Source organism: Aeromonas popoffii (assembly GCF_000820025.1).
GTDB classification, from domain to species: domain Bacteria; phylum Pseudomonadota; class Gammaproteobacteria; order Enterobacterales; family Aeromonadaceae; genus Aeromonas; species Aeromonas popoffii.
This window is the reverse complement of the sequence record NZ_CDBI01000019.1, coordinates 17,028-35,242: the sequence shown is the minus strand read 5'-3', so window position 1 is coordinate 35,242 and position 18,215 is coordinate 17,028. Positions and strand designations below refer to the sequence as shown.

20 protein-coding genes are annotated in these 18,215 nt (G+C 61.8%); 7 read left to right on the top strand and 13 right to left on the bottom strand.

The window, feature by feature from the left end:
• Window positions 1-50 precede the first annotated feature (50 nt).
• The 4 genes from BN1129_RS04790 to lexA form a co-directional block, all read right to left on the bottom strand.
• On the bottom strand, window positions 51-1,361 hold the full coding sequence (locus BN1129_RS04790) for an MATE family efflux transporter (protein ID WP_042034824.1): 1,311 nt from the start codon (window positions 1,359-1,361) through the stop codon (window positions 51-53).
• Between the two features lie 22 nt (window positions 1,362-1,383).
• Window positions 1,384-2,010 (bottom strand): SCO family protein, encoded by a 627-nt coding sequence (locus tag BN1129_RS04785; protein WP_042034822.1) that lies wholly within the window; start codon window positions 2,008-2,010, stop codon window positions 1,384-1,386.
• Between the two features lie 222 nt (window positions 2,011-2,232).
• Window positions 2,233-2,520, bottom strand: coding sequence for a hypothetical protein (locus BN1129_RS04780; protein ID WP_042034820.1), 288 nt, complete (start codon window positions 2,518-2,520; stop codon window positions 2,233-2,235).
• A gap of 463 nt (window positions 2,521-2,983) precedes the next feature.
• A complete protein-coding gene (lexA, locus tag BN1129_RS04775; protein WP_042034818.1) occupies window positions 2,984-3,607 on the bottom strand; it encodes a transcriptional repressor LexA in 624 nt (207 codons plus the stop codon).
• Between the two features lie 204 nt (window positions 3,608-3,811).
• Between lexA and plsB the strand changes: the two genes are divergently transcribed.
• On the top strand, window positions 3,812-6,235 hold the full coding sequence (gene plsB / locus BN1129_RS04770) for a glycerol-3-phosphate 1-O-acyltransferase PlsB (protein ID WP_042034825.1): 2,424 nt from the start codon (window positions 3,812-3,814) through the stop codon (window positions 6,233-6,235).
• 58 nt (window positions 6,236-6,293) lie between these two features.
• Here the strand turns inward: plsB and ubiA are convergent, their stop codons facing one another.
• Together ubiA and BN1129_RS04760 are read right to left on the bottom strand one after the other, a co-directional pair.
• The gene (ubiA, locus tag BN1129_RS04765) at window positions 6,294-7,163 is read right to left on the bottom strand and encodes a 4-hydroxybenzoate octaprenyltransferase (RefSeq protein ID WP_042034817.1); all 870 of its coding nucleotides are present in this window, start codon (window positions 7,161-7,163) and stop codon (window positions 6,294-6,296) included.
• Window positions 7,160-7,696 (bottom strand): chorismate--pyruvate lyase family protein, encoded by a 537-nt coding sequence (locus BN1129_RS04760; protein ID WP_042034816.1) that lies wholly within the window; start codon window positions 7,694-7,696, stop codon window positions 7,160-7,162. The genes ubiA and BN1129_RS04760 overlap by 4 nt, the downstream gene beginning before the upstream one ends.
• A gap of 145 nt (window positions 7,697-7,841) precedes the next feature.
• Here BN1129_RS04760 and BN1129_RS04755 point away from each other — a divergent pair, with 145 nt between their 5' ends.
• Together BN1129_RS04755 and BN1129_RS23095 are read left to right on the top strand one after the other, a co-directional pair.
• Window positions 7,842-8,273, top strand: coding sequence for a flagellar basal body-associated protein FliL (locus BN1129_RS04755; RefSeq protein ID WP_042034815.1), 432 nt, complete (start codon window positions 7,842-7,844; stop codon window positions 8,271-8,273).
• Between the two features lie 103 nt (window positions 8,274-8,376).
• Window positions 8,377-8,541: a hypothetical protein gene (locus BN1129_RS23095; protein ID WP_108537106.1), complete on the top strand. Its 165-nt coding sequence runs from the start codon at window positions 8,377-8,379 to the stop codon at window positions 8,539-8,541.
• A 27-nt stretch (window positions 8,542-8,568) separates the two neighbouring features.
• Here the strand turns inward: BN1129_RS23095 and BN1129_RS04750 are convergent, their stop codons facing one another.
• The 4 genes from BN1129_RS04750 to BN1129_RS04740 form a co-directional block, all read right to left on the bottom strand.
• Window positions 8,569-8,901, bottom strand: coding sequence for a DUF2799 domain-containing protein (locus tag BN1129_RS04750; RefSeq protein ID WP_042034813.1), 333 nt, complete (start codon window positions 8,899-8,901; stop codon window positions 8,569-8,571).
• Window positions 8,902-9,038: 137 nt separating this feature from the next.
• Window positions 9,039-9,164, bottom strand: coding sequence for a hypothetical protein (locus tag BN1129_RS24360; RefSeq protein WP_256029019.1), 126 nt, complete (start codon window positions 9,162-9,164; stop codon window positions 9,039-9,041).
• 74 nt (window positions 9,165-9,238) lie between these two features.
• Window positions 9,239-10,219: an acrylyl-CoA reductase (NADPH) gene (gene acuI, locus BN1129_RS04745; protein ID WP_042034811.1), complete on the bottom strand. Its 981-nt coding sequence runs from the start codon at window positions 10,217-10,219 to the stop codon at window positions 9,239-9,241.
• Between the two features lie 32 nt (window positions 10,220-10,251).
• Window positions 10,252-11,271, bottom strand: a complete 1,020-nt coding sequence (locus BN1129_RS04740) for a LacI family DNA-binding transcriptional regulator (RefSeq protein ID WP_042034809.1) — start codon at window positions 11,269-11,271, stop codon at window positions 10,252-10,254.
• Window positions 11,272-11,521: 250 nt separating this feature from the next.
• Here BN1129_RS04740 and BN1129_RS04735 point away from each other — a divergent pair, with 250 nt between their 5' ends.
• From BN1129_RS04735 to BN1129_RS04725, 3 genes are read left to right on the top strand one after another with little or no spacing between them, the layout of a single operon-like run.
• A complete protein-coding gene (locus BN1129_RS04735; RefSeq protein WP_042034808.1) occupies window positions 11,522-11,965 on the top strand; it encodes a PTS sugar transporter subunit IIA in 444 nt (147 codons plus the stop codon).
• A gap of 34 nt (window positions 11,966-11,999) precedes the next feature.
• On the top strand, window positions 12,000-12,287 hold the full coding sequence (locus BN1129_RS04730) for a PTS sugar transporter subunit IIB (protein WP_005321257.1): 288 nt from the start codon (window positions 12,000-12,002) through the stop codon (window positions 12,285-12,287).
• Between the two features lie 52 nt (window positions 12,288-12,339).
• Window positions 12,340-13,596, top strand: a complete 1,257-nt coding sequence (locus BN1129_RS04725; RefSeq protein ID WP_042034807.1) for a PTS ascorbate transporter subunit IIC — start codon at window positions 12,340-12,342, stop codon at window positions 13,594-13,596.
• Window positions 13,597-13,665: 69 nt separating this feature from the next.
• On the opposite strand, the gene waaA is transcribed toward BN1129_RS04725, so the two are convergent.
• Window positions 13,666-14,931, bottom strand: coding sequence for a lipid IV(A) 3-deoxy-D-manno-octulosonic acid transferase (gene waaA, locus BN1129_RS04720; RefSeq protein ID WP_042034806.1), 1,266 nt, complete (start codon window positions 14,929-14,931; stop codon window positions 13,666-13,668).
• Window position 14,932: 1 nt separating this feature from the next.
• Complete coding sequence (gene waaF / locus BN1129_RS04715; protein WP_042034805.1) at window positions 14,933-16,048, bottom strand: lipopolysaccharide heptosyltransferase II; 1,116 nt, start codon at window positions 16,046-16,048, stop codon at window positions 14,933-14,935.
• A 241-nt stretch (window positions 16,049-16,289) separates the two neighbouring features.
• Between waaF and BN1129_RS04710 the strand changes: the two genes are divergently transcribed.
• Window positions 16,290-17,078 carry a glycosyltransferase family 2 protein gene (locus tag BN1129_RS04710; RefSeq protein WP_042034804.1) on the top strand — a complete coding sequence of 263 codons (789 nt, stop codon included), beginning with the start codon at window positions 16,290-16,292 and terminating at the stop codon, window positions 17,076-17,078.
• Between the two features lie 73 nt (window positions 17,079-17,151).
• On the opposite strand, the gene BN1129_RS04705 is transcribed toward BN1129_RS04710, so the two are convergent.
• Window positions 17,152-18,195, bottom strand: a complete 1,044-nt coding sequence (locus tag BN1129_RS04705) for a glycosyltransferase family 9 protein (protein ID WP_042034802.1) — start codon at window positions 18,193-18,195, stop codon at window positions 17,152-17,154.
• Window positions 18,196-18,215 lie beyond the last annotated feature (20 nt).

The window sequence follows — 18,215 nt, the reverse complement described above, 5'->3', positions numbered from 1 at the left end:
AGCATGCTGGTGGCGGTATTGTGCGGCTTCTTCCCCATCTGGTGGCTCTGTCAGGGCTGGGGCGTGGCCGCCTTGTGGGCCGCCATGGGGGCGCTGATGGCGGCCCACAAGGCGGCCACGCCCCAGCCCTGACAGAGCCACCAGATGGGGAAGAAGCCGCACAATACCGCCACCAGCATGCTGTTACGCATCTCTCGGGCCCGGGTCGCACCGATGAAGACCCCATCCAGCAGGAAGCACCAGACCGCCAGCAATGGCATGACGATCAGCCAGGGCAGCTGGCGATTTGCCTCGGCGATCACCGCCGGAATGTCGGTGATATGGGCGATGAGCCGACTGCCACCCGTAGCAAACAGCAGACTGAAACCAATGGCGATGAGCAGCGCCCACCCCAGGTTCAGCACTATGGCCTCGCGCAGCCCCTGCCGATCCCGCCGGCCTATGGCGCGACCCACCATGGCCTCCACCGCATAGGCGAAGCCATCCAGCCCGTAGGAGATGAGCATCAGAAAGTTGAGCAGCACCGCATTGGCGGCCACCGCCACGTTTCCCAGTCGCGCCCCCTGCAGGGTCATGAAGGCGAAACAGAGTTGCAGACAGAGGGAGCGGATGAAGATATCCCGGTTCAGGCTGAGCAGTCTCAGCAAGGCCGGCCACTGACGCCAGCGCTGCCAGGCCCCCTGCCACACTTCGGGTGACAGCCGCCGCAAATGACGGCTCACCAACCAGAATCCGACCCCCAGGGCGCTGTAATCTGCCAGCAGCGAGGCGGCAGCCACCCCTTTCACCTGCCAGCCCAGCCCCAGTACGAACCAGGTATCCAGCGCCATATTGACCAAGTTGGTCAAGATCAGCAGCAGCATGGGGCTGCGGGCATCCTGCATACCCAACAACCAGCCCATGATCACCAGATTGCAGAGCGCCGCCGGGGCGCTCCAGATCCGTACCGACACATATTCACCGGCATAGCCCTGCACCTCGGCAGAGCCGCCACCGAGTGCAATGAGCGAAGGCAGGAAGGGCTGCAACAGCAGTAGCAAGGCCAGTCCCAGTCCGACGGCGAGGCCGAGTGCCCGCACCAGAGTGTCGAGCTGGCTGTGCGGGCTGCCGGCACCCTGGGCTTGGGCAGTCAACCCTGTGGTGGACATGCGCAGGAAACCCAGCAACCAGAAGATGAGATTGATGAGGGTCGCCCCGACCGAGACGCCACCGAGGAACCATGCCTGGCCAAGATGACCGATCACCCAGGTATCCACCAGCCCCAGCAAAGGAGTGGTGATATTGGAGAGCACCATGGGCAAGGCCAGGGCAAACACGGCGCTATGGCGCCGGCCGTCTTTCAACCAAGGCGGGATCAGCATGGCAGCCGCCGTTCGTCTGGCATCACTCGCCTTCCAGCCGCACGATTCTGGCGAAATCGGAGGCCAGAGTCGCCATGACCACGTGCGGCACCTGCCCCTCCTTCATCTGGGGACGGAATACGGCCTTCAGCTTGCCTTCCGGGTTGATCAGCACGATGGAGGCGGAATGGTCTATCAGGTAATCCCTCTCCCCCTGATCGGCGATGGAGTAGATGAGGCCCAGATTGCGTACAAACGGGAACAGCTTGTCATGGGAACCGGTCGCAGCCTTGAACTCGGGATGAAAAAAGGCGGTATAGGTCTTGAGACGGGCCACGTCATCCCGCTGCGGATCCGCCGAGATGAACACCACCTGGCTCTCGGATGCGATTTTCTTCAGCGCCGGGTAGACGGAGCGCAGATCCGCCAGCGTGGTCGGGCAGATATCCGGACAAAAGGTATAACCGACAAACAGGAAGGTCCACTGCCCCAGCAGACTGGCCGGGACAAAGGGCTGACCGTCCTCGTCGGTGAAGGCAAACGGATTGATATCCCGCCCCGCCGGGTAGTAGTCGGCCTGCTCGGGCCGGGAGGGCTGGCTCCAGTAGAATGCGGCCATCATGCCCCCGACCAGCAGCAGAAACAGCAAGGGGTAACGCGGTTTAACCATAACAACAGACCCTCTCACTTCGACATGCCCGCAGACCGGGCCCGCATGGATGACCCATTGTAACCCAGCCAATCCCGGACCGGACCATCCCATGTACCGGGTGCCGGTTTGGCATCCAGCGCCGGGCAGGTGATGACGCTATGGGCAGGTTGTCGGGCAAGCAAGGCCAGAAAATAACAGCCCCACCGTCAGGGTGGGGCTGTCAGCAGCATGCGGGGGATATCAGGGTTGCAGCCTGCGCCGCTCATGGGAGCGGTGGGTCAGGGTGCGCAGCGGTATGACGGGGGCCGTCCAGGGAGCCTCCGTCTGTCCCCTGTCGTGATGACTGTGAAACAGACGGACCAGGCGGACAATCTTGTCCTTGGGACAGCCCAGCCAGATGGTCCAGCAGGCGCCCTTGTGATGCACCCAGAGCGCATAGAAACGGGTCATCCGGTTACCCTTGATGAACCGTGTGATGGAAGAAACGGGCGATGCCAGACCCGGATCCCATGGCGAGCTTGAAGCCATACCTGTCCTCCTTGACCATGAGGTCACGCCGACCGGCATCGTCTGCTACCGCGAGGTGGCCAGATCTTGTGACTGCCGCATGTCGACTGCGTGAGTGTGCCCTCATTCGCCGGACGGTCGTTGCCGTCAGCGCCATGCTGGCCACTCTCCCTTCTTATCCCGCGATATCGCCTCTCTCAGTGGTTGCCATTGCTGTCCAGCGCACATGAGGCTGTTGTCATACATCCCGGCAGCCCTTGGGTTCCTTGCCCCACCGGCGAAGTGGGTAAAGAGCGTCCTGCCGAGCATCCGGGGGCAGTGCAAGACATTCACTGCCTAACCAAATGATATATCTGAAATGAGTCACCTGCGGCCGTTCACCGCAGACAAAAATGGCGGGCATCAGGATCTGATTGAAATCATGGGGGAAGAGACACAGGAATGACACGGCCTCCCGCGGGAGGCCGTGTCATGGCAAGGGTGATTACATCCAGTCGGCGTTGCGGATCACGCCGACGGCCAGCCCCTCTATGGTGAGCTGCTGGCTGGAGAGATCCACTGCGATGGGCTCCAGCTCCTCGTTTTCCGGCAGCAGCCACACCTGGCTGCCTTTGCGCTGGAAACGCTTGACGGTGACATCCTCATCGAGACGCGCGACCACCACCTGGCCGTTGCGCACCTCCTGGGTCTTGTGTACCGCCAGCAGGTCGCCATCCAGAATGCCGATGTTCTTCATGCTCATGCCCTGCACCCGCAGCAGAAAATCCGCCCGGGGGTGGAACAGGGCAGGATCCACCTGGTAGTGGCTCTCGATATGCTCCTGCGCCAGGATAGGTTCACCGGCCGCGACCTTGCCGATCAGCGGCAGGCCGCTCTCTGCCAGCACCTCTTCCTCTTCGAGCAGCAAGCGGATACCGCGGGACGTGCCCGGCATGATCTCGATGACCCCTTTCTTGGCCAGGGCCTTCAGATGTTCCTCGGCCGCATTGGCCGACTTGAAACCAAGCTTTTGGGCAATCTCGGCGCGAGTCGGCGGCATACCGGTCTCGCTCATGTTCACCTTGATCAGCTCCAGCACTTCGGCCTGGCGGGGGGTAAGGGGTTTCATAACATTGGCACCTGTCTTTTTATACAGCACACTGGCAGTATATACAGTGCTGTGGCCAAGGCAAGGCGCAGCTGACATTTGTCATGGCCTGGCACTCATTTAGCGGTGTTTTGATCCTGCGCAACCGACTCATCGTACCTCTCGGCGACAAGGCGCCGGTGATTTGCTATGCTCATGCCGCATTTTTTCAGAGAGCAGACGCACATGTCCCTTGGACAGAAGATTTCCAGAGCCATCTTGCAATGGCCGGTCAGTGGCTTGGTCAATCACAAGAGCCTGCCGGAAAATCCCATCACCGAGCTCAAGCTGGATCCGGCCAGACCCATCGTCTATGCCCTGAAAACCAGCTCGAGCACCGACCTGATGACTCTGCAACAGTGCTGCGAGGATCTCGGCCTGCCCGGCCCCTTTACGCCGCTGGAGCTGAACGGCCAGTTGTTACCGCGCTACGTCTGTCTGGATCGCCCGCCGCCCCTGTTCGGCAAACGCAACAAGCCACTGCCTTTCTTGCAGGAGTTCCACCAGCTGCTGGATCTGCACAAGCAGGATACGACGCTGGATATTCAGGTGGTGCCCGTCACCCTGTTCTGGGGCCGCGCCCCCGGCCGGGAAGGGGAAGATGCCTCCGGCTGGAACATCATCAGCAGCCTGGCACCGAACCGCCTCAAGAAGGCGCTGATCGTGATCCTCAAGGGCCGCGAGAACCTGGTGCGCTTCTCTCCTCCGCTCTCCCTGCGTCAAATGGCGGACAAGTACGGCACCGACGAGGCTATCGCCCACAAGCTGGCGCGGGTGGCCCGCACCCACTTCAGCCGCCAGCAACTGGCAGCCACCGGCCCCAAGCTGCCGAACCGCAATCTGTTGTTCAAGCAGTTGCTGGACTCCAGCGTGATCCAGCAGGCGATTGAAGAGGAGGCACTGCGCGAGGGGATCAGCCTGGAGAAAGCGCAAAAGCGCGCTCACGGTTACATGGACGAGATCGCCTCCGATTTCTCCTACCGGCTGATCCGCCTCAGTGAAAGCTTCCTCGGCTGGCTGTGGAACAAACTCTATCGCGGCCTCTCGGTCAACGGCGCCGAGAAGGTACGCCAGCTGGCGCAGGAAGGGCACGAGATCGTCTATGTGCCCTGCCATCGCAGCCACATGGACTACCTGCTGCTCTCCTACGTCATCTACCACCAGGGCATGGTGCCGCCCCACATAGCGGCGGGCATCAACCTCAACTTCTGGCCAGCAGGCCCGATCTTTCGCCATGGTGGCGCCTTCTTCATCCGCCGCACCTTCAAGGGCAATCCGCTCTACAGCACCGTATTTCGCGAATACCTGAACCTGCTGTTTGCCAAGGGCTATTCGGTGGAATTCTTTACCGAAGGTGGGCGCTCCCGCACCGGTCGTCTGCTGCCACCCAAAACAGGCATGCTGGCAATGACACTGCAGGCCATGATGCGCGGGCTGGACAGACCCGTGACCCTGGTGCCCGTCTATCTGGGCTACGAGCACGTGATGGAGGTGAACACCTACCACAACGAGCTCAAGGGCAGCCGCAAGGAGAAAGAGAGTTTCCTGCAGGTACTCGGCATCCTGCGCAAGCTGCGCAATTATGGCCGGGGCTTCGTCAACTTCGGCGAGCCGCTGACCCTCAACAGCTACCTCAATGAACATGTACCGGCGTGGAAGGCCGATATCGGTCAGGAAGAGCGCCCCGAGTGGATGGCCCCCACCGTCACCCGGCTGGCCGAGCTGCTGATGACCCGCATCAACGGGGCCGCCGCCGTCAACGGCCTGACCCTGAGCGCACTGGCGCTGCTGGCCGCCGAGCGCCACGCCCTGACCCGGGACGAACTGCAGGCCCAGCTCAACACCTACCTGGATATGCTCAAGCAGGTGCCCTACAGCCCGCAGAGCACAATCCCGGATGAGGATGCCAAGACACTGCTGGATCAGGCAATGGAGCTCAACAAGTTCGAGGTGAGCGAGGACAAGCTGGGCCAGATCATCAGCCTGGACCGCTATCAGGCGATCCTGCTGACCTACTATCGCAACAACATTCTCCATCTGTTCGCCCTGCCCTCTCTGGTAGCGACACTGATCGAGCGTTGCGAGGGGATCTCCCGCGCTGAGATCGTCGCTCGTTGCGTCGACATCTACCCGCTGCTCAAGACGGAGCTGTTCCTGCGCTACGAAGAGGATGAGCTGCCGGCGCTGGTCGATGCCCTGCTGGCCGAGCTGCTACGCCAGCAGCTGGTCGAAGCGCGCGATGGCGGCTACTGGGTCAATCCGGGCAACCAGATGCGCCTGCTGCTGCTGGCCGAAAGCATTCAGGAGACGCTGCAACGCTACGCCATCGTACTGACCCGGGTGCTGGCCCAGCCTTATATCGAGGCGGAACAGCTGGAAGCAGATGGCCTGATGGTGGCGGAGCGCCTAGGCACCCTGCACGGCATCAATGCACCCGAGTTCTTCGACCAGAAGCTGTTCAGCACCCTGATCCACACGCTGCGCAGCGAAGGCTACCTCTCTCCCGAGAGCAAACCGGATCTGGGCCGCTTCCAGGCACTGGCCGACAACATAGTGCCGCTGCTGAGCACCAAGATCCGCCGTACCATACAGGCGGGCAACCGGCTCTGACAGAGACCGGAAACAAAGAAGGCCGCATGATGCGGCCTTCTTTTTATCCTGACATGCGTCACGGCAACAGGTAGTTGAGCACCAGACCGATGAATACCAGCGCCCCCACATAGTTATTGTTGAGGAAGGCCTGGAAGCAGGCCTCCCGCTGCCGCTCCCGGATCAGCCGCTGCTGGTAGACAAACAGGGCCGCAGCCCCCAACAGCCCCCAGTAATACCAAGCCCCAAGCCCGGTCAACTGGCCCACTGCCAGCAGGATCAACAGGGTGGCCAGCTGCAGCACGCCGATAATCCGCTTGTCGTGGCGGCCAAACAGAATCGCGCTCGATTTCAAGCCGAGCTTGAGGTCATCATCCCTGTCCACCATGGCGTACTGGGTGTCGTAGGCGATGGTCCACAGCAGGTTGGCGAGAAATACCAACCAGACCACCAGTGGCAAGGCGTTGGCCTGGGCCGCATAGGCCATGGGAATGGACCAGGAGAAGGCCATGCCGAGCACCAGCTGCGGGATCGGAATGTAGCGCTTCATGAAGGGGTAGCAGACCGCCAGCAGCAGGGCCGCGAACGACAGGCCTATGGTGAGCGGGTTCATGGTCAGCACCAGCGCGAACGAGATAAGCGCCAGCACGGCAAACAGCGCCAGCACCTCCCGCGGCTTGACCTTGCCCGTGGGCAAGGGCCGACCGGCGGTGCGCTTCACATGGCCATCGAAGTTGCGATCTGCGTAGTCGTTGATGACACAACCGGCAGAGCGCATCAGAAATACCCCCACCACGAACACCAGCAGGGTCCAGAGATCCGGCAGGCCATCGGCCGCCAGCCAGAGCGCCCACAGGGTCGGCCACAGCAGCAGCAGAGTGCCGATGGGCTTGTCGATGCGGGCCAACTGTATATAGGCCAGTCCCCGCTCCTTGGTTAACAAATTCACTCCAGCTCCTTATTCGATGACAGCGAGGGCAAGAAAAGTTCATGGACCAGCAATGGCCATTGCCCCAGAAACAGACGGGAACGACGTCCCCAGACGGTGGCGGCCGGGCACCAGGGATTGCTCGCAATCTCGAAACAGGCCAGTTGCAGGTGATCACGCCGAGCGGGCTCGTCACCGAAGATACGCTCGCCCAGGGGCTGTTCACCCAGCTCGCGTAGCCCGCTCTCTTGCAGAGCCGCTTCGGCAAACAGGGTCCAGCCCAGCACAGCCGGCCCCCCATCGCCGTGCAGTATCACCTCGCGACACAGGCCCTGGGGGTGCTCGGCGGCCACCAGCAGCTGCTCATCGGCGCCAAGCGAAACGCTGCGGTTACCGAGCAGTTGCACCGAGAAGTGGCGATTGTGGCGACGCAGGCGCCGGGTCATGGAGTCGGCCTCCAGCAACCAGGGCCGCAGTGCCTCTGGCGGCTCGCACTCTGCGGGAGCCCGCCACGGGACGAGCTGGACGAGGGGAACAGTCAACTCGGACTTCACAGCTTCACCATCCGGAGATTTCCGTTATCAGGTTAAAATCCGGTTTATTATCCGTAAATCAATCGAGAATTGTAAGAACATCCGTGCTTGACGGCCCCGATGGCAACATCAAAAATGGGGTATCTGCCGCTGATGAGCCATCGATATGAAGATCTTCAAAATTCTGCTGGTGTTATTACTGAGCTGTGGCGCCCTGCAGGCGCAGGCCTCGTCAGAGAAGGCCCCCCCCGCCGAAGGGGCCGACGCCGCCAAGCCCGGTTTTTCCTACCATGCCCTCGATCCCGACATCATCACCAACTATCTGAGCAATGGCAAAACCCTCGGCTATATCCGGGTCACTGTGGAGCTGATGGCTGAGAACGAGGCCGATCTCAAGCTGCTGGAGCAGCACGACCCCCTGATCCGCGACGCCATCATACGCCTGATGGGCAGCAAGACCGCCGATCAGATCAAGTCCCTGGTGAACCGCGAGGAGCTGCGCAAGGAGTGCCTGACCCAGGTCAACGAGCTGCTGGTGAAAGAGACCGGCAAGAAGGCGGTACGCGAGCTCATCTTCACCAAGTTCCTCTATCAGTAATCGACATAGTCAAGCAATACGGCCACCCCGGGGTGGCCGTATTGCTGTGTTCGAAATGAAAATTGATTACACTAGGCCCCACTGAGTTGTCGAGGTAGTCGGTATGGGCAACAAGACCCTGTGTGAATGGCGTCGCAGCGAGATCCCGAGCGATCTCAAAACCCTGCGCAAAATCGTGCGCAAACCCAAGTTTGTCTGTGGCAAGTGTGCTCGCAGCGCCAATGACAAAAGCTATCTGTGTCAGCCGCTGCGGTTGAAAGAAGAGTAAGACGGGTCATCCCCACCCCGTGACAGGCTATTGATCGATCCAGCCCTGACGCCCTTGTTCGAACAATCTGCGCGCCTGTCCGTCATTGGGGCAAACGCCACGATATTCGCTGCCGGAGCGGCCAGCCAGATAGAGGTGCTCAGGCCGGCAATACCACGCCAGTCCTTTCTGATGCCCCTGTTTCCATAGTTCGACATCCACCTTCTTGCCACACTGCCCCTGATGAAACTCGACCCGTTCAGTGGTAAAGCCCAGCTTGCCATCAGCCTCCCCCACCTCGATCCACACCTTCTCGCAGGGATCATCGTTGGAGACACAGCCACCCAGCAGAGCAGCAAACAATATGATGGTGAGTCGCATAGTCATCCTTGAGTGTCGTTTGAGCAATTCATTCTACCCAGTGGCCCGACACTGACCAAGGGCAAACACCCAACCTGGTGAGTGCGGCAAAAAAATCAGGCGGGCCCAAAGCCCGCCTGTTCATTCAATGCTGTCGTTCACTGGTCATCGAAAGTGTCATCATCCTGCCAGCTTTCATCTTCCCATTGATCCAGCTCTTCTTCCCAGGATTCCGGATCCCACTCGTCATCGGAGGAGTCGTAATCTGGCTTGTGTCCACCCATCTTCACTCTCCTTGGATAGTTCACCCGCACTCCAATTTTATCCGGAAATGTCGGGCTCGCCAGTCAGCGAGAGATCAAAGTTTGACCAGGGTCCGTCCGGCAATCTGGCCCAGCGTAATAGCCTCGGCGGCCTCCACTACCTGCTCCAGCCCAATCTCGGTGACCGCCTGAGCGAAGAAGCTGGCAGGCAGATCCTGCGCCAGTCGCTGCCACGCCTGCTGACGACGCGCCAGCGGGCACATCACCGAATCGACCCCCTGCAACCGCACGTTGCGCAGGATAAAAGGCATGACGCTGGTCGGCAGATCAAAGCCGCCCGCCAGCCCGCAGGCTGCCACGGCGCCACCGTAGTTCATCTGGGCCAGCAACTTGGCCAGCACCTGACTGCCAACGGTGTCGACCGCCCCGGCCCACAGCTGTTTCTCCAGCGGCTTGGCGGGTACCAGCAGTTCACTGCGTGGCACGATCCGGCTGGCGCCCAGCGCAGTCAGCATGGCGCCCTGCTCCTCGGGACGACCGGTCAGCGCTGCCACCTGATAGCCGAGCGCTGCCAGCAGGGCGACCGAGGTGGAACCCACCCCACCCGCCGCACCGGTGACCAGCACCTCGCCGCTGGCGGGGGTAATGCCCGCCTCTTCCAACGCCAGCACGCAGAGCATGGCGGTGAGACCGGCGGTGCCGATACACATGGCCTGCCGCTCATCCAGCCCGGCGGGCAACGGCACCAGCCAGTCACCCTTGACTCGCGCCTGTTCGGCCATGCCACCCCAATGGCCTTCACCCACGCCCCAGCCGGTCAGCACTACCTTGTCGCCAGGCTGGTAACGGCTGTCGGCAGATTCGAGCACGGTACCGGCGAAGTCGATGCCGGGCACCAGCGGCCACTGGCGCACTATCTTGCCCTTGCCGGTGATGGCCAGTCCGTCCTTATAGTTGATGGAGCTGTAAGCGACCGCCACCCGCACTTCACCTTCCGGCAGCTGGCTCTCGGCCAGCCGGGTCAGAGTCGGTACAGTCTTGCCGTCTTGATTTTCCAGTAACAGAGCCTTGAACATGGTTGCCTCTTTGATGACGTGTGAAACGGCGATCAGCTGCTTTGGCGCTTTTGCAATTCAAACTCGAGGGGCTGGGTGCACTCTTGCAGCGCCTCGCCAGCCAGCTTGCGCAGGATCAGCTCGGCAGCCATGCTGCCCATTTTGCGATAGGGAATATGTACCGATGTCAGAGCAGGGTAACAGGCCTTGGCGACATCAGAGTCATCGAAACCGGCAATAGCCAGTTTGCCGGGCACGCTCAGGTGTCGCCGCTGACACTCGAAAAGCACGCCAGCCGCCAGCTCGTCGTTGACGCAGATCAGCGCGTCCAGCTCTGGCCAGCGCAACAGAAACTCACCCAGCATGGCCGCCCCCGTGCTGAAACTGGGAGCCTCCGAGGTATTGATCACCATATCTGGCGAGAGATAGCTCTCCAGCATCGCCTGTTGCCAGCCGCGCATCCGCTGCTGCAGCATCCACTGCTCCTGGCGGGCACAGAGAAAACCGATATTGCGGTAGCCTCGCTCGATCATATGGCGAGTCAACCGATAGCCAGCCTCCTGATTGGAGCCGCCTACACAGATATCCATGGGATGTGGCACCAGTGCTCCCACCTCGACTACCGGCAAGCGGCTCTGCCGCAACAGCGCTTTGTCATCTGGCGACTCAAGGCAACCCAGCACGATCACGGCAGCCGGGTTGTACTGCAGCAGATGCTCCAGCTGTTCGCTCTGCTGGCGCAGGTGTTGGGCATCTCCCAGCACCAGCTGATAACCGACCTTCATCAACCCAGGCTGCAATCCGGCCATCAGTTCGGCACTGGCGCGATCCAGCAGGCTTGGCACTATCACCAGAATGACATGGGAGGTACCCGAAGCCAGCGCCCCGGCCGCCCGATTGGGGATATAGCCGAGCTCTTCCACCGCGGCGTCGATGCGCTCGCGCATCTTGTCTGACACCAGCTCGGGAGTGCGCAGGGCTCGGGAGACCGTCATGGCACCCACTCCGGCCAGCTGAGCCACATCGTTGAGGGTCACCCGACCCGTGCTACGGCGCTTCTTTGCTTCTAACATCCATCCCATCCTCGACTTGCGGCAGCCCACTTTAAGGCAAAAGTGCGACACAGACTATTTGCTCAGGGCCGATTCTACCCTCTTTCCCGGATCACGGGGGCAAGATGACTCCCGTTAATGGATGAAATGATAGCGCTATCACAGTTTCATGTTAGCGCTACCTGATAGCGCTAACTTTCGCGATCATCCTCACAGTTTCCACGCAGCAAGATCGCTAGATTGGCGCCATCTTATCCAGCCGGACATTGCCATGCTGACCCAATTGCTGACCGAAGAGGTCATTTCCATCGAAGCGGGGGCCCGCGACTGGCGTCATGCCATCGAGCTCGCTACCGGCCCCCTGCTGGCCAACGGCACCATTGAGCCCTCCTACGTGGCGGCGCTGTTTCGCTCCCACGAGGAGCTCGGCCCTTACTACGTACTGGGCCCGGGCCTGGCGATGCCGCACGCTCGCCCCGAGGATGGGGTCAACCGGTTGGGTCTGGGGCTGACAGTGCTGAAAACCGGGGTCAATTTCGGATCTGAGGGCAATGACCCGATCCAGCTGCTGATCACCCTGGCCGCCAGCGACAGCAACTCTCACGTGGAGACCATTGCCCAGCTGGCCGAGCTGTTCATGAATGAAGAGGACGTGGCGGCCATCATAGCGGCCGACACCAAAGATGACATTTTGCGCATCCTGGCGCGTTACTGAGCTGCGCCAAGGCGCCCTGACAAAGGAAGAGACGATGAAAATTCTGGTTGTATGCGGACACGGCCTGGGCACCAGCCTGATGATGGAGATGAGCATCAAGAGCATCCTCAAGGAGCTGGCCGTGACGGCCGAGGTGGATCACAGGGATCTCGCCTCTGCCGGCAGTGAAACCGCCGAGATGTTCGTGGCCACCCGCGACATCGCCGAGCAGCTCATCAGCATGGGAGTCAATGGCCGACTGGTGTCCCTGGACAACATGGTCGACAAGGCCGCCATGAAAGAGAAGCTCTCCATCGCCCTGCGCGAACTGGGCGCACTCTAAGGATCCACCATGCGGCCTGCGGGCCGCCTCTTCCATCTGATTGGAGCTGACCATGGAATTTTTCAATTTTCTGATGTTTGACGTGCTGTCGGAGCCCGCCGTGCTGGTCGGCCTGATCGCGCTCATCGGCCTGATAGCCCAGAAAAAACCCGTGACCGAGTGCATCAAAGGCACGGTCAAAACCATCATGGGTTTCGTCATTCTGGGGGCCGGTGCCACCCTGGTGGTGAACTCGCTGGGTGACTTCGCCGTCATCTTCCAGCACGCCTTCGGCATCAAGGGGGTGGTTCCCAACAATGAAGCCATCGTCTCCATCGCCCAGCAGTCGTTCGGCAAGGAGATGGCGATGATCATGTTCTTCGCCATGCTGGTGAACATACTGATCGCCCGCCTCACCCCGTGGAAATTCATCTTCCTGACCGGTCACCATACCCTCTTCATGTCCATGATGGTGGCGGCTATCCTCTCCGCCGGTGGCATGAGCGGCATACCGCTGATCGCGGTCGGCAGCCTGGTGGTCGGCGTGACCATGGTGCTGTTCCCGGCCCTCGCCCACCCTTATATGAAGCAGATCACCGGCTCCGACGAGGTGGCCCTGGGCCACTTCTCCACCATCTCCTACGTACTGGCCGGCTGGATCGGTGCCAAATTCGGCAACAAGGCCCACAGCAGTGAAGAGGTGCAGGTGCCCAAAAGCCTGCTGTTCCTGCGCGATACCCCGGTGGCCATCTCCTTCACAATGGGCATCATCTTCCTCATCACCTCCGCCTTCGCCGGCCCCGAGTTCGTCACCAGCGTCGCCAAGGGCAAGCACTGGTTCATGTTCTCCCTGATGCAGTCCATCACCTTCGCAGCTGGCGTCTACGTCATCCTGCAAGGGGTGCGGATGGTTATCGCCGAGATAGTGCCGGCCTTCAAGGGGATCTCCGACAAACTGGTACCGAACGCCAAACCGGCGCTCGACTGCCCCATCGTCTTCCCCTACGCCCCCAATGCGGTGCTGATCGGCTTCCTGTCTAGCTTCACCGCCGGTCTGGCAGGCATGGTGCTGCTCTATCTGCTGGGACTGACTGTCATTATCCCGGGCGTAGTGCCGCACTTCTTCGTCGGCGCGGCGGCCGGGGTGTTCGGCAACGCTACCGGTGGCCGTCGCGGTGCCCTGCTTGGCGCTTTCGCCAACGGCCTGCTGATCACCTTCTTGCCGGTGTTCCTGCTGCCGGTGCTGGGCGATCTCGGCTTTGCCAACACCACCTTCAGCGATGCCGACTTCGGCGTGGTAGGCATACTGCTTGGGCTGATCGTTCGCTAATCCCGGCCATTGTCAAAAACAAAACGGAGCGCATCGCGCTCCGTTTTTTTCGTGCCCATCCGCCCGGATTCAGTCGTTTTCCAGGCTGGCAAGGCAGTGAGAGAGGGTGCGGGCCAGCGCCCCCTGATTGCGCAGCACCACCGCGTGGGCCTGTTCGCCCATCTGACGGCGCTCGCTTCCATCGGCCAGCAGCGCGCTCACCTTCTCCCCCAGCGCGGCAGCATCGTCTACCAGGGCGGCACCACCCTGAGCCACCAGCTGGCGGGTGATGTCACTGAAGTTGAAGTAGGCGGGACCGATCAGACAAGGCTTGCCCAGCGCCGCCGGCTCCAGCAGGTTGTGGCCACCCACCTTCACCAGACTGCCGCCGACAAACGCCACATCGGCCGCCGCCAGCATCAGCGGCAGCTCGCCCATGGTATCGCCGAGATAGACCTTGTCCGTCTCGTGGATCGGGGCATCGCCAGTACGGCGCACGCAGCCGTAAGGCGCGCACAATTCGGCCACCCGATCGAAACGCTCCGGATGGCGCGGCACCAGGATCAGCACAGCCTGCGGATGACGTTGCAGCACCCCGTCAAACGCCACCAGCACCTGCTCGTCCTCCCCCTGATGGGTGCTGGCGGCGATCCAGACCGGCCTGTTCTGTCCCATGCGCTGGCGCAGGGCTCGGCCTCTGGCCTGCACCTCGTCCCCCAGCTGGAGGTCGAACTTGATGGAACCGGTCACCGCCAGTCGCGCGCGGTCGATGCCAAGACGGGCGAAACGGTCGGCGTCATCCTGATGCTGGCAAAGCAGATGGGTCAGCGGCCGGCTGAGGGCGTCGAACGCCCCCGGGAAGCGGGCATAACGCCGGCAAGAGCGCTCAGAGAGACGGGCATTGATGATAGTCACCGGCAGGTGGCGCGTCTCACAGGCGGCCAGCCAGTTCGGCCAGAGCTCAGTCTCCATCACCCAAAGGGCGCGCGGCTTTATGCGCTTGAGGAAGGCGGCCACCGCCCAGGGGTAGTCGAGCGGCGCGTAGCGATGCACCACCAAATCGCCGAGTCTGGCCGCCTGTTCGGCGCCGGTGCGGGTGGTCGTGGTGAGCAGGATAGGCAAGTCCGGCCGCTCGGCCTTGAGGGCCCGGATAAGGGGCGTGATGGCGAGCGTCTCGCCGACGCTCACCGCATGGATCCAGAGCGGTGCCTCTTGCCCGCTAGCGGGCGTCCGTCCCAGATGCTCGGCCCAGCGCACACCGAAGCCGGGCTTGCCCTTCTTCGGCTTGTAGAGCGCCAGTAGCACCAGCGGTAACCCCAAGTGGATCAGCAGGTTGTAGAGCAGCCGAGAGAGCATGCTATTGCGGCTCCGAGCGCTTGCCCGGGTCGGAAACGAAGTGCGGTGGCTCGCCCACTTGCAACACTATTGGTTGAGCCGGCGACTCACCGCCCTCCAGCCGCCTGCCCGCCTTTATCACCTGTTCCGGCATCAGCTCGATCAGGCACTTGAGGTGGCCGAACTTGCAGGTGCGCTTGAAGCAGGGGCGACACGCTATGTCGGTGTGGACTATCTCGACCCTGTCGGCCAACGGCGGCGTGTAGAGCGGCGAAGTGGAGCCATAAACCCCGATCAGCGGCCGGTTGAGGGCGGCGGCTATGTGCATCAGGCCTGAGTCGTTGGCGATGACCCGGCTGGCCAGCGCCATCAGGTCGATCGCCTCATACAGGCTGGTCTTGCCCGCCAGCACGTGGCAGTTGGGGCGCGACAAGGGATTGATCCGGTCGCGAATGGTGTTGGCTACGGGCACATCCTTGCCGGAGCCGAAGATCCACACCTGCCAGCCCTCATCCAGGTGCTTCTGCGCTACCACGGCGTAGTGCCCTTCCGGCCAGCGCTTGGCCGGACCGAACTCGGCCCCGGGACAGAGCACCAGCACGGGACGGGCGCGATCCAGACCGAGCCGGTCCAGCGCCTTGCCCTGATTGATGAGGTCAACATTGAGCGAGGGGCGGGGAATGGCGGGAATATCAGCCCGGCTCTTCATCTGCGCCTTGGGATAGGCCAGCGCCAGATAGGCTTCCACCATCAGCGGGAAGGCTGACTTGTTGCTGCGCAGGTCGTTGAGCAGGCCGAAGCGGTGCTCCCCTTTCCAGCCGGTGCGTACCGGGATCCTGGCGAACCAGGGGATCAGCGCCGACTTCATGGAGTTGGGCTGGATGATGGCCTGATCGTACTTCTCGGCCGCCAGCTGCTTGCCGAGGCGACGGCGCGCCAGCAACTTGAAGTCACCGTGGCCAAGGGACATGGTGATCGCCTTGTCCACCTCCGGCATCCGCTCCAGCAGGGTGACGCACCAGGCGGGCGCCATCACATGCAACTCGCTGTCAGGGTGATTGGCCTTGATCGCCTTGTAGAGGCTCTGGGACATCACCATGTCGCCGACCCAGGAGGGGCCGATCACCAATATCTTCATCTCACGCGTCTCTTGGGGCCAAGCCCTGCGGTTAATCGTTACTGGCCGAGATTATGCCCGAAGAATGGCCCGAGAAATAACAGAAGATCCCCGTATCACACGCGCTCACGCCAAAAAAGAGTCTGTTTGAACACTACACACAGCGGGTGCCGGAACCATGCTCCGCCTGCCGTTTTAGGCTAGAATGGGCGCCAATTCGAGCATGGCCCGCCCGCCGGGCGCCAACAAGAGTCCTTAATCCGTGAAAAAACCGACCCTGGCGGCCGTCCTGATCGTCAAGAATGAAGCCGAAAACCTGAGAGCCTGCCTCGCTTCCCTCGATGGCCTGGTGGACGAGATCGTCATCATGGACTCAGGCAGTCAGGACGAAACCCCTGCCATCGCCGCCGAATTTGGCGCCCGCTTCTTCGTCAACCCGGTATGGCCGGGCTTCGGTCGCCAGCGCCGGCTCGCCCAATCCCATGTCCAGTCAGAGTGGGTGCTGTGGCTGGATGCCGACGAGCGGCTCACCCCTGAGCTGAAAGCGGCCATCGCCACCGTCATGGCCAACCCGGCCAGCGATACCATCTACTCGATCCCCCGCCTCTCCTGGGTGTTTGGCCGTTTCATCCGCCACAGCGGCTGGTATCCGGATCGGGTGCTGCGCCTCTACCCCAAGACACTGACCAGCTACAACGAGGTGCTGGTGCACGAAAAGGTGGAGGTGCGTGCCAACATGAAGATCGTCAATCTCCATGGTGACCTGCTCCACTTCACCTATCGGGATCTGGAGCACTATCTGGTGAAGTCCGCCAGCTATGCCAGAGCCTGGGCCGATCAACGCACCGCCCGTGGCAAGAAGGGCTCCCTCAGCCAGGGACTGGTGCATGCGCTAGGCTGCTTCCTCAAGATGTACCTGCTCAAAGCGGGCTTCCTGGATGGCAAGCAGGGACTCTTGCTGGCCATACTGTCGGCCCACTCCACCTTCGTGAAGTACGCCGACCTCTGGATCCGCCAGCAGCCGCAGGCGCCGGATCAGCCCCCCCGATAATCCCCACTGTCGAGCCAACCCCCATGAGCAGACAGGGCCCCTCGGGGCCCTGTCTGCATCTGTCAGCGCTCTGTCAGCGCTCTGTCCGCCAGAAGGGCGGTGCCCAGCGAGCGATCGCCGTCGCCATTGTCTTGGGATCGAGCTGGCTCATGTCTTGCGGATGATCGCTGTCTTCCGGCGGGCTGAACGCCAGGTGGCGCCCCTCACTGTTGAGCGGACGCCAGCGCAGCGGGGTGGCCGAGCGGTGCGCCGGGAAGAACCCTACAGTGGGCACATCCAGCGCCGCCGCTATATGCAACGGCCCCGTGCTGCCCGCCACGAACAGGGCGGCATTGGCCATCACCTGGCAGAACGTGGGCAGCCCCTCGTCAGAGCGGTAGATCCAGCCGTTGCCGCCGTGGGCCAGCAGCTCGGCTGCCAGCTGTTCGGCGACCCTCTCCTCCCCCGGCCCCGCCGTCAGTATGCACTGCAACTCGGGGCAGGCCTGATTGAGCTTGATGATGAGGCGGGCGTACTGCTCGATGGAGAGGTTGTTGGCCGAGCCGCCGCTGCCGGCATGTACCATCAGCCAGGGGCGGTTGGCATCCAGCTTTAATCGGGTGGCGACCTGCTCGCGCACCTGCTGCAGGCGCAGGGGATCGACACTGAGGTAAGGGCCCTGCGGCTCTACCACGCTCACCTGCTGGTCGGCGAGGAAGCGGCGCACCAAATCCAGGTTGTATTCGTACTCCGGTTTCTGGGAGCGGGAGCGACGCTGGATCAGCCGCTGGTTGTAGAGCACCTGGGCCAGCTTGGTGGCAGGAGCCAACCGGTAAGGGATGTGCGCCTTCCATACCAGCATGGCATTACGGGAGTTGGAGAAGAGGCAGATGGAGGCATCAAAGGCGGCCGCCTTGATGCGCGCCTGCAAGGCACGTTGCTGTTCCTTGTCGGCCCGTGAGCCCGGATCCAGAATGATCTCGTCGATCCAGGGACAGAGGCGGGCCAACGGCGCCGTGTAGGCGGGAACCAGGGCAGTCACATGACAATCCATGGAACGCTTGAGCATGGCAAAACTCGGCCAGGCCAGCATGAAGTCACCAATCTTGTCGTTGCGTACTACCAGAATACGTTTCATAAAAAATCCCTTTGCTCCCT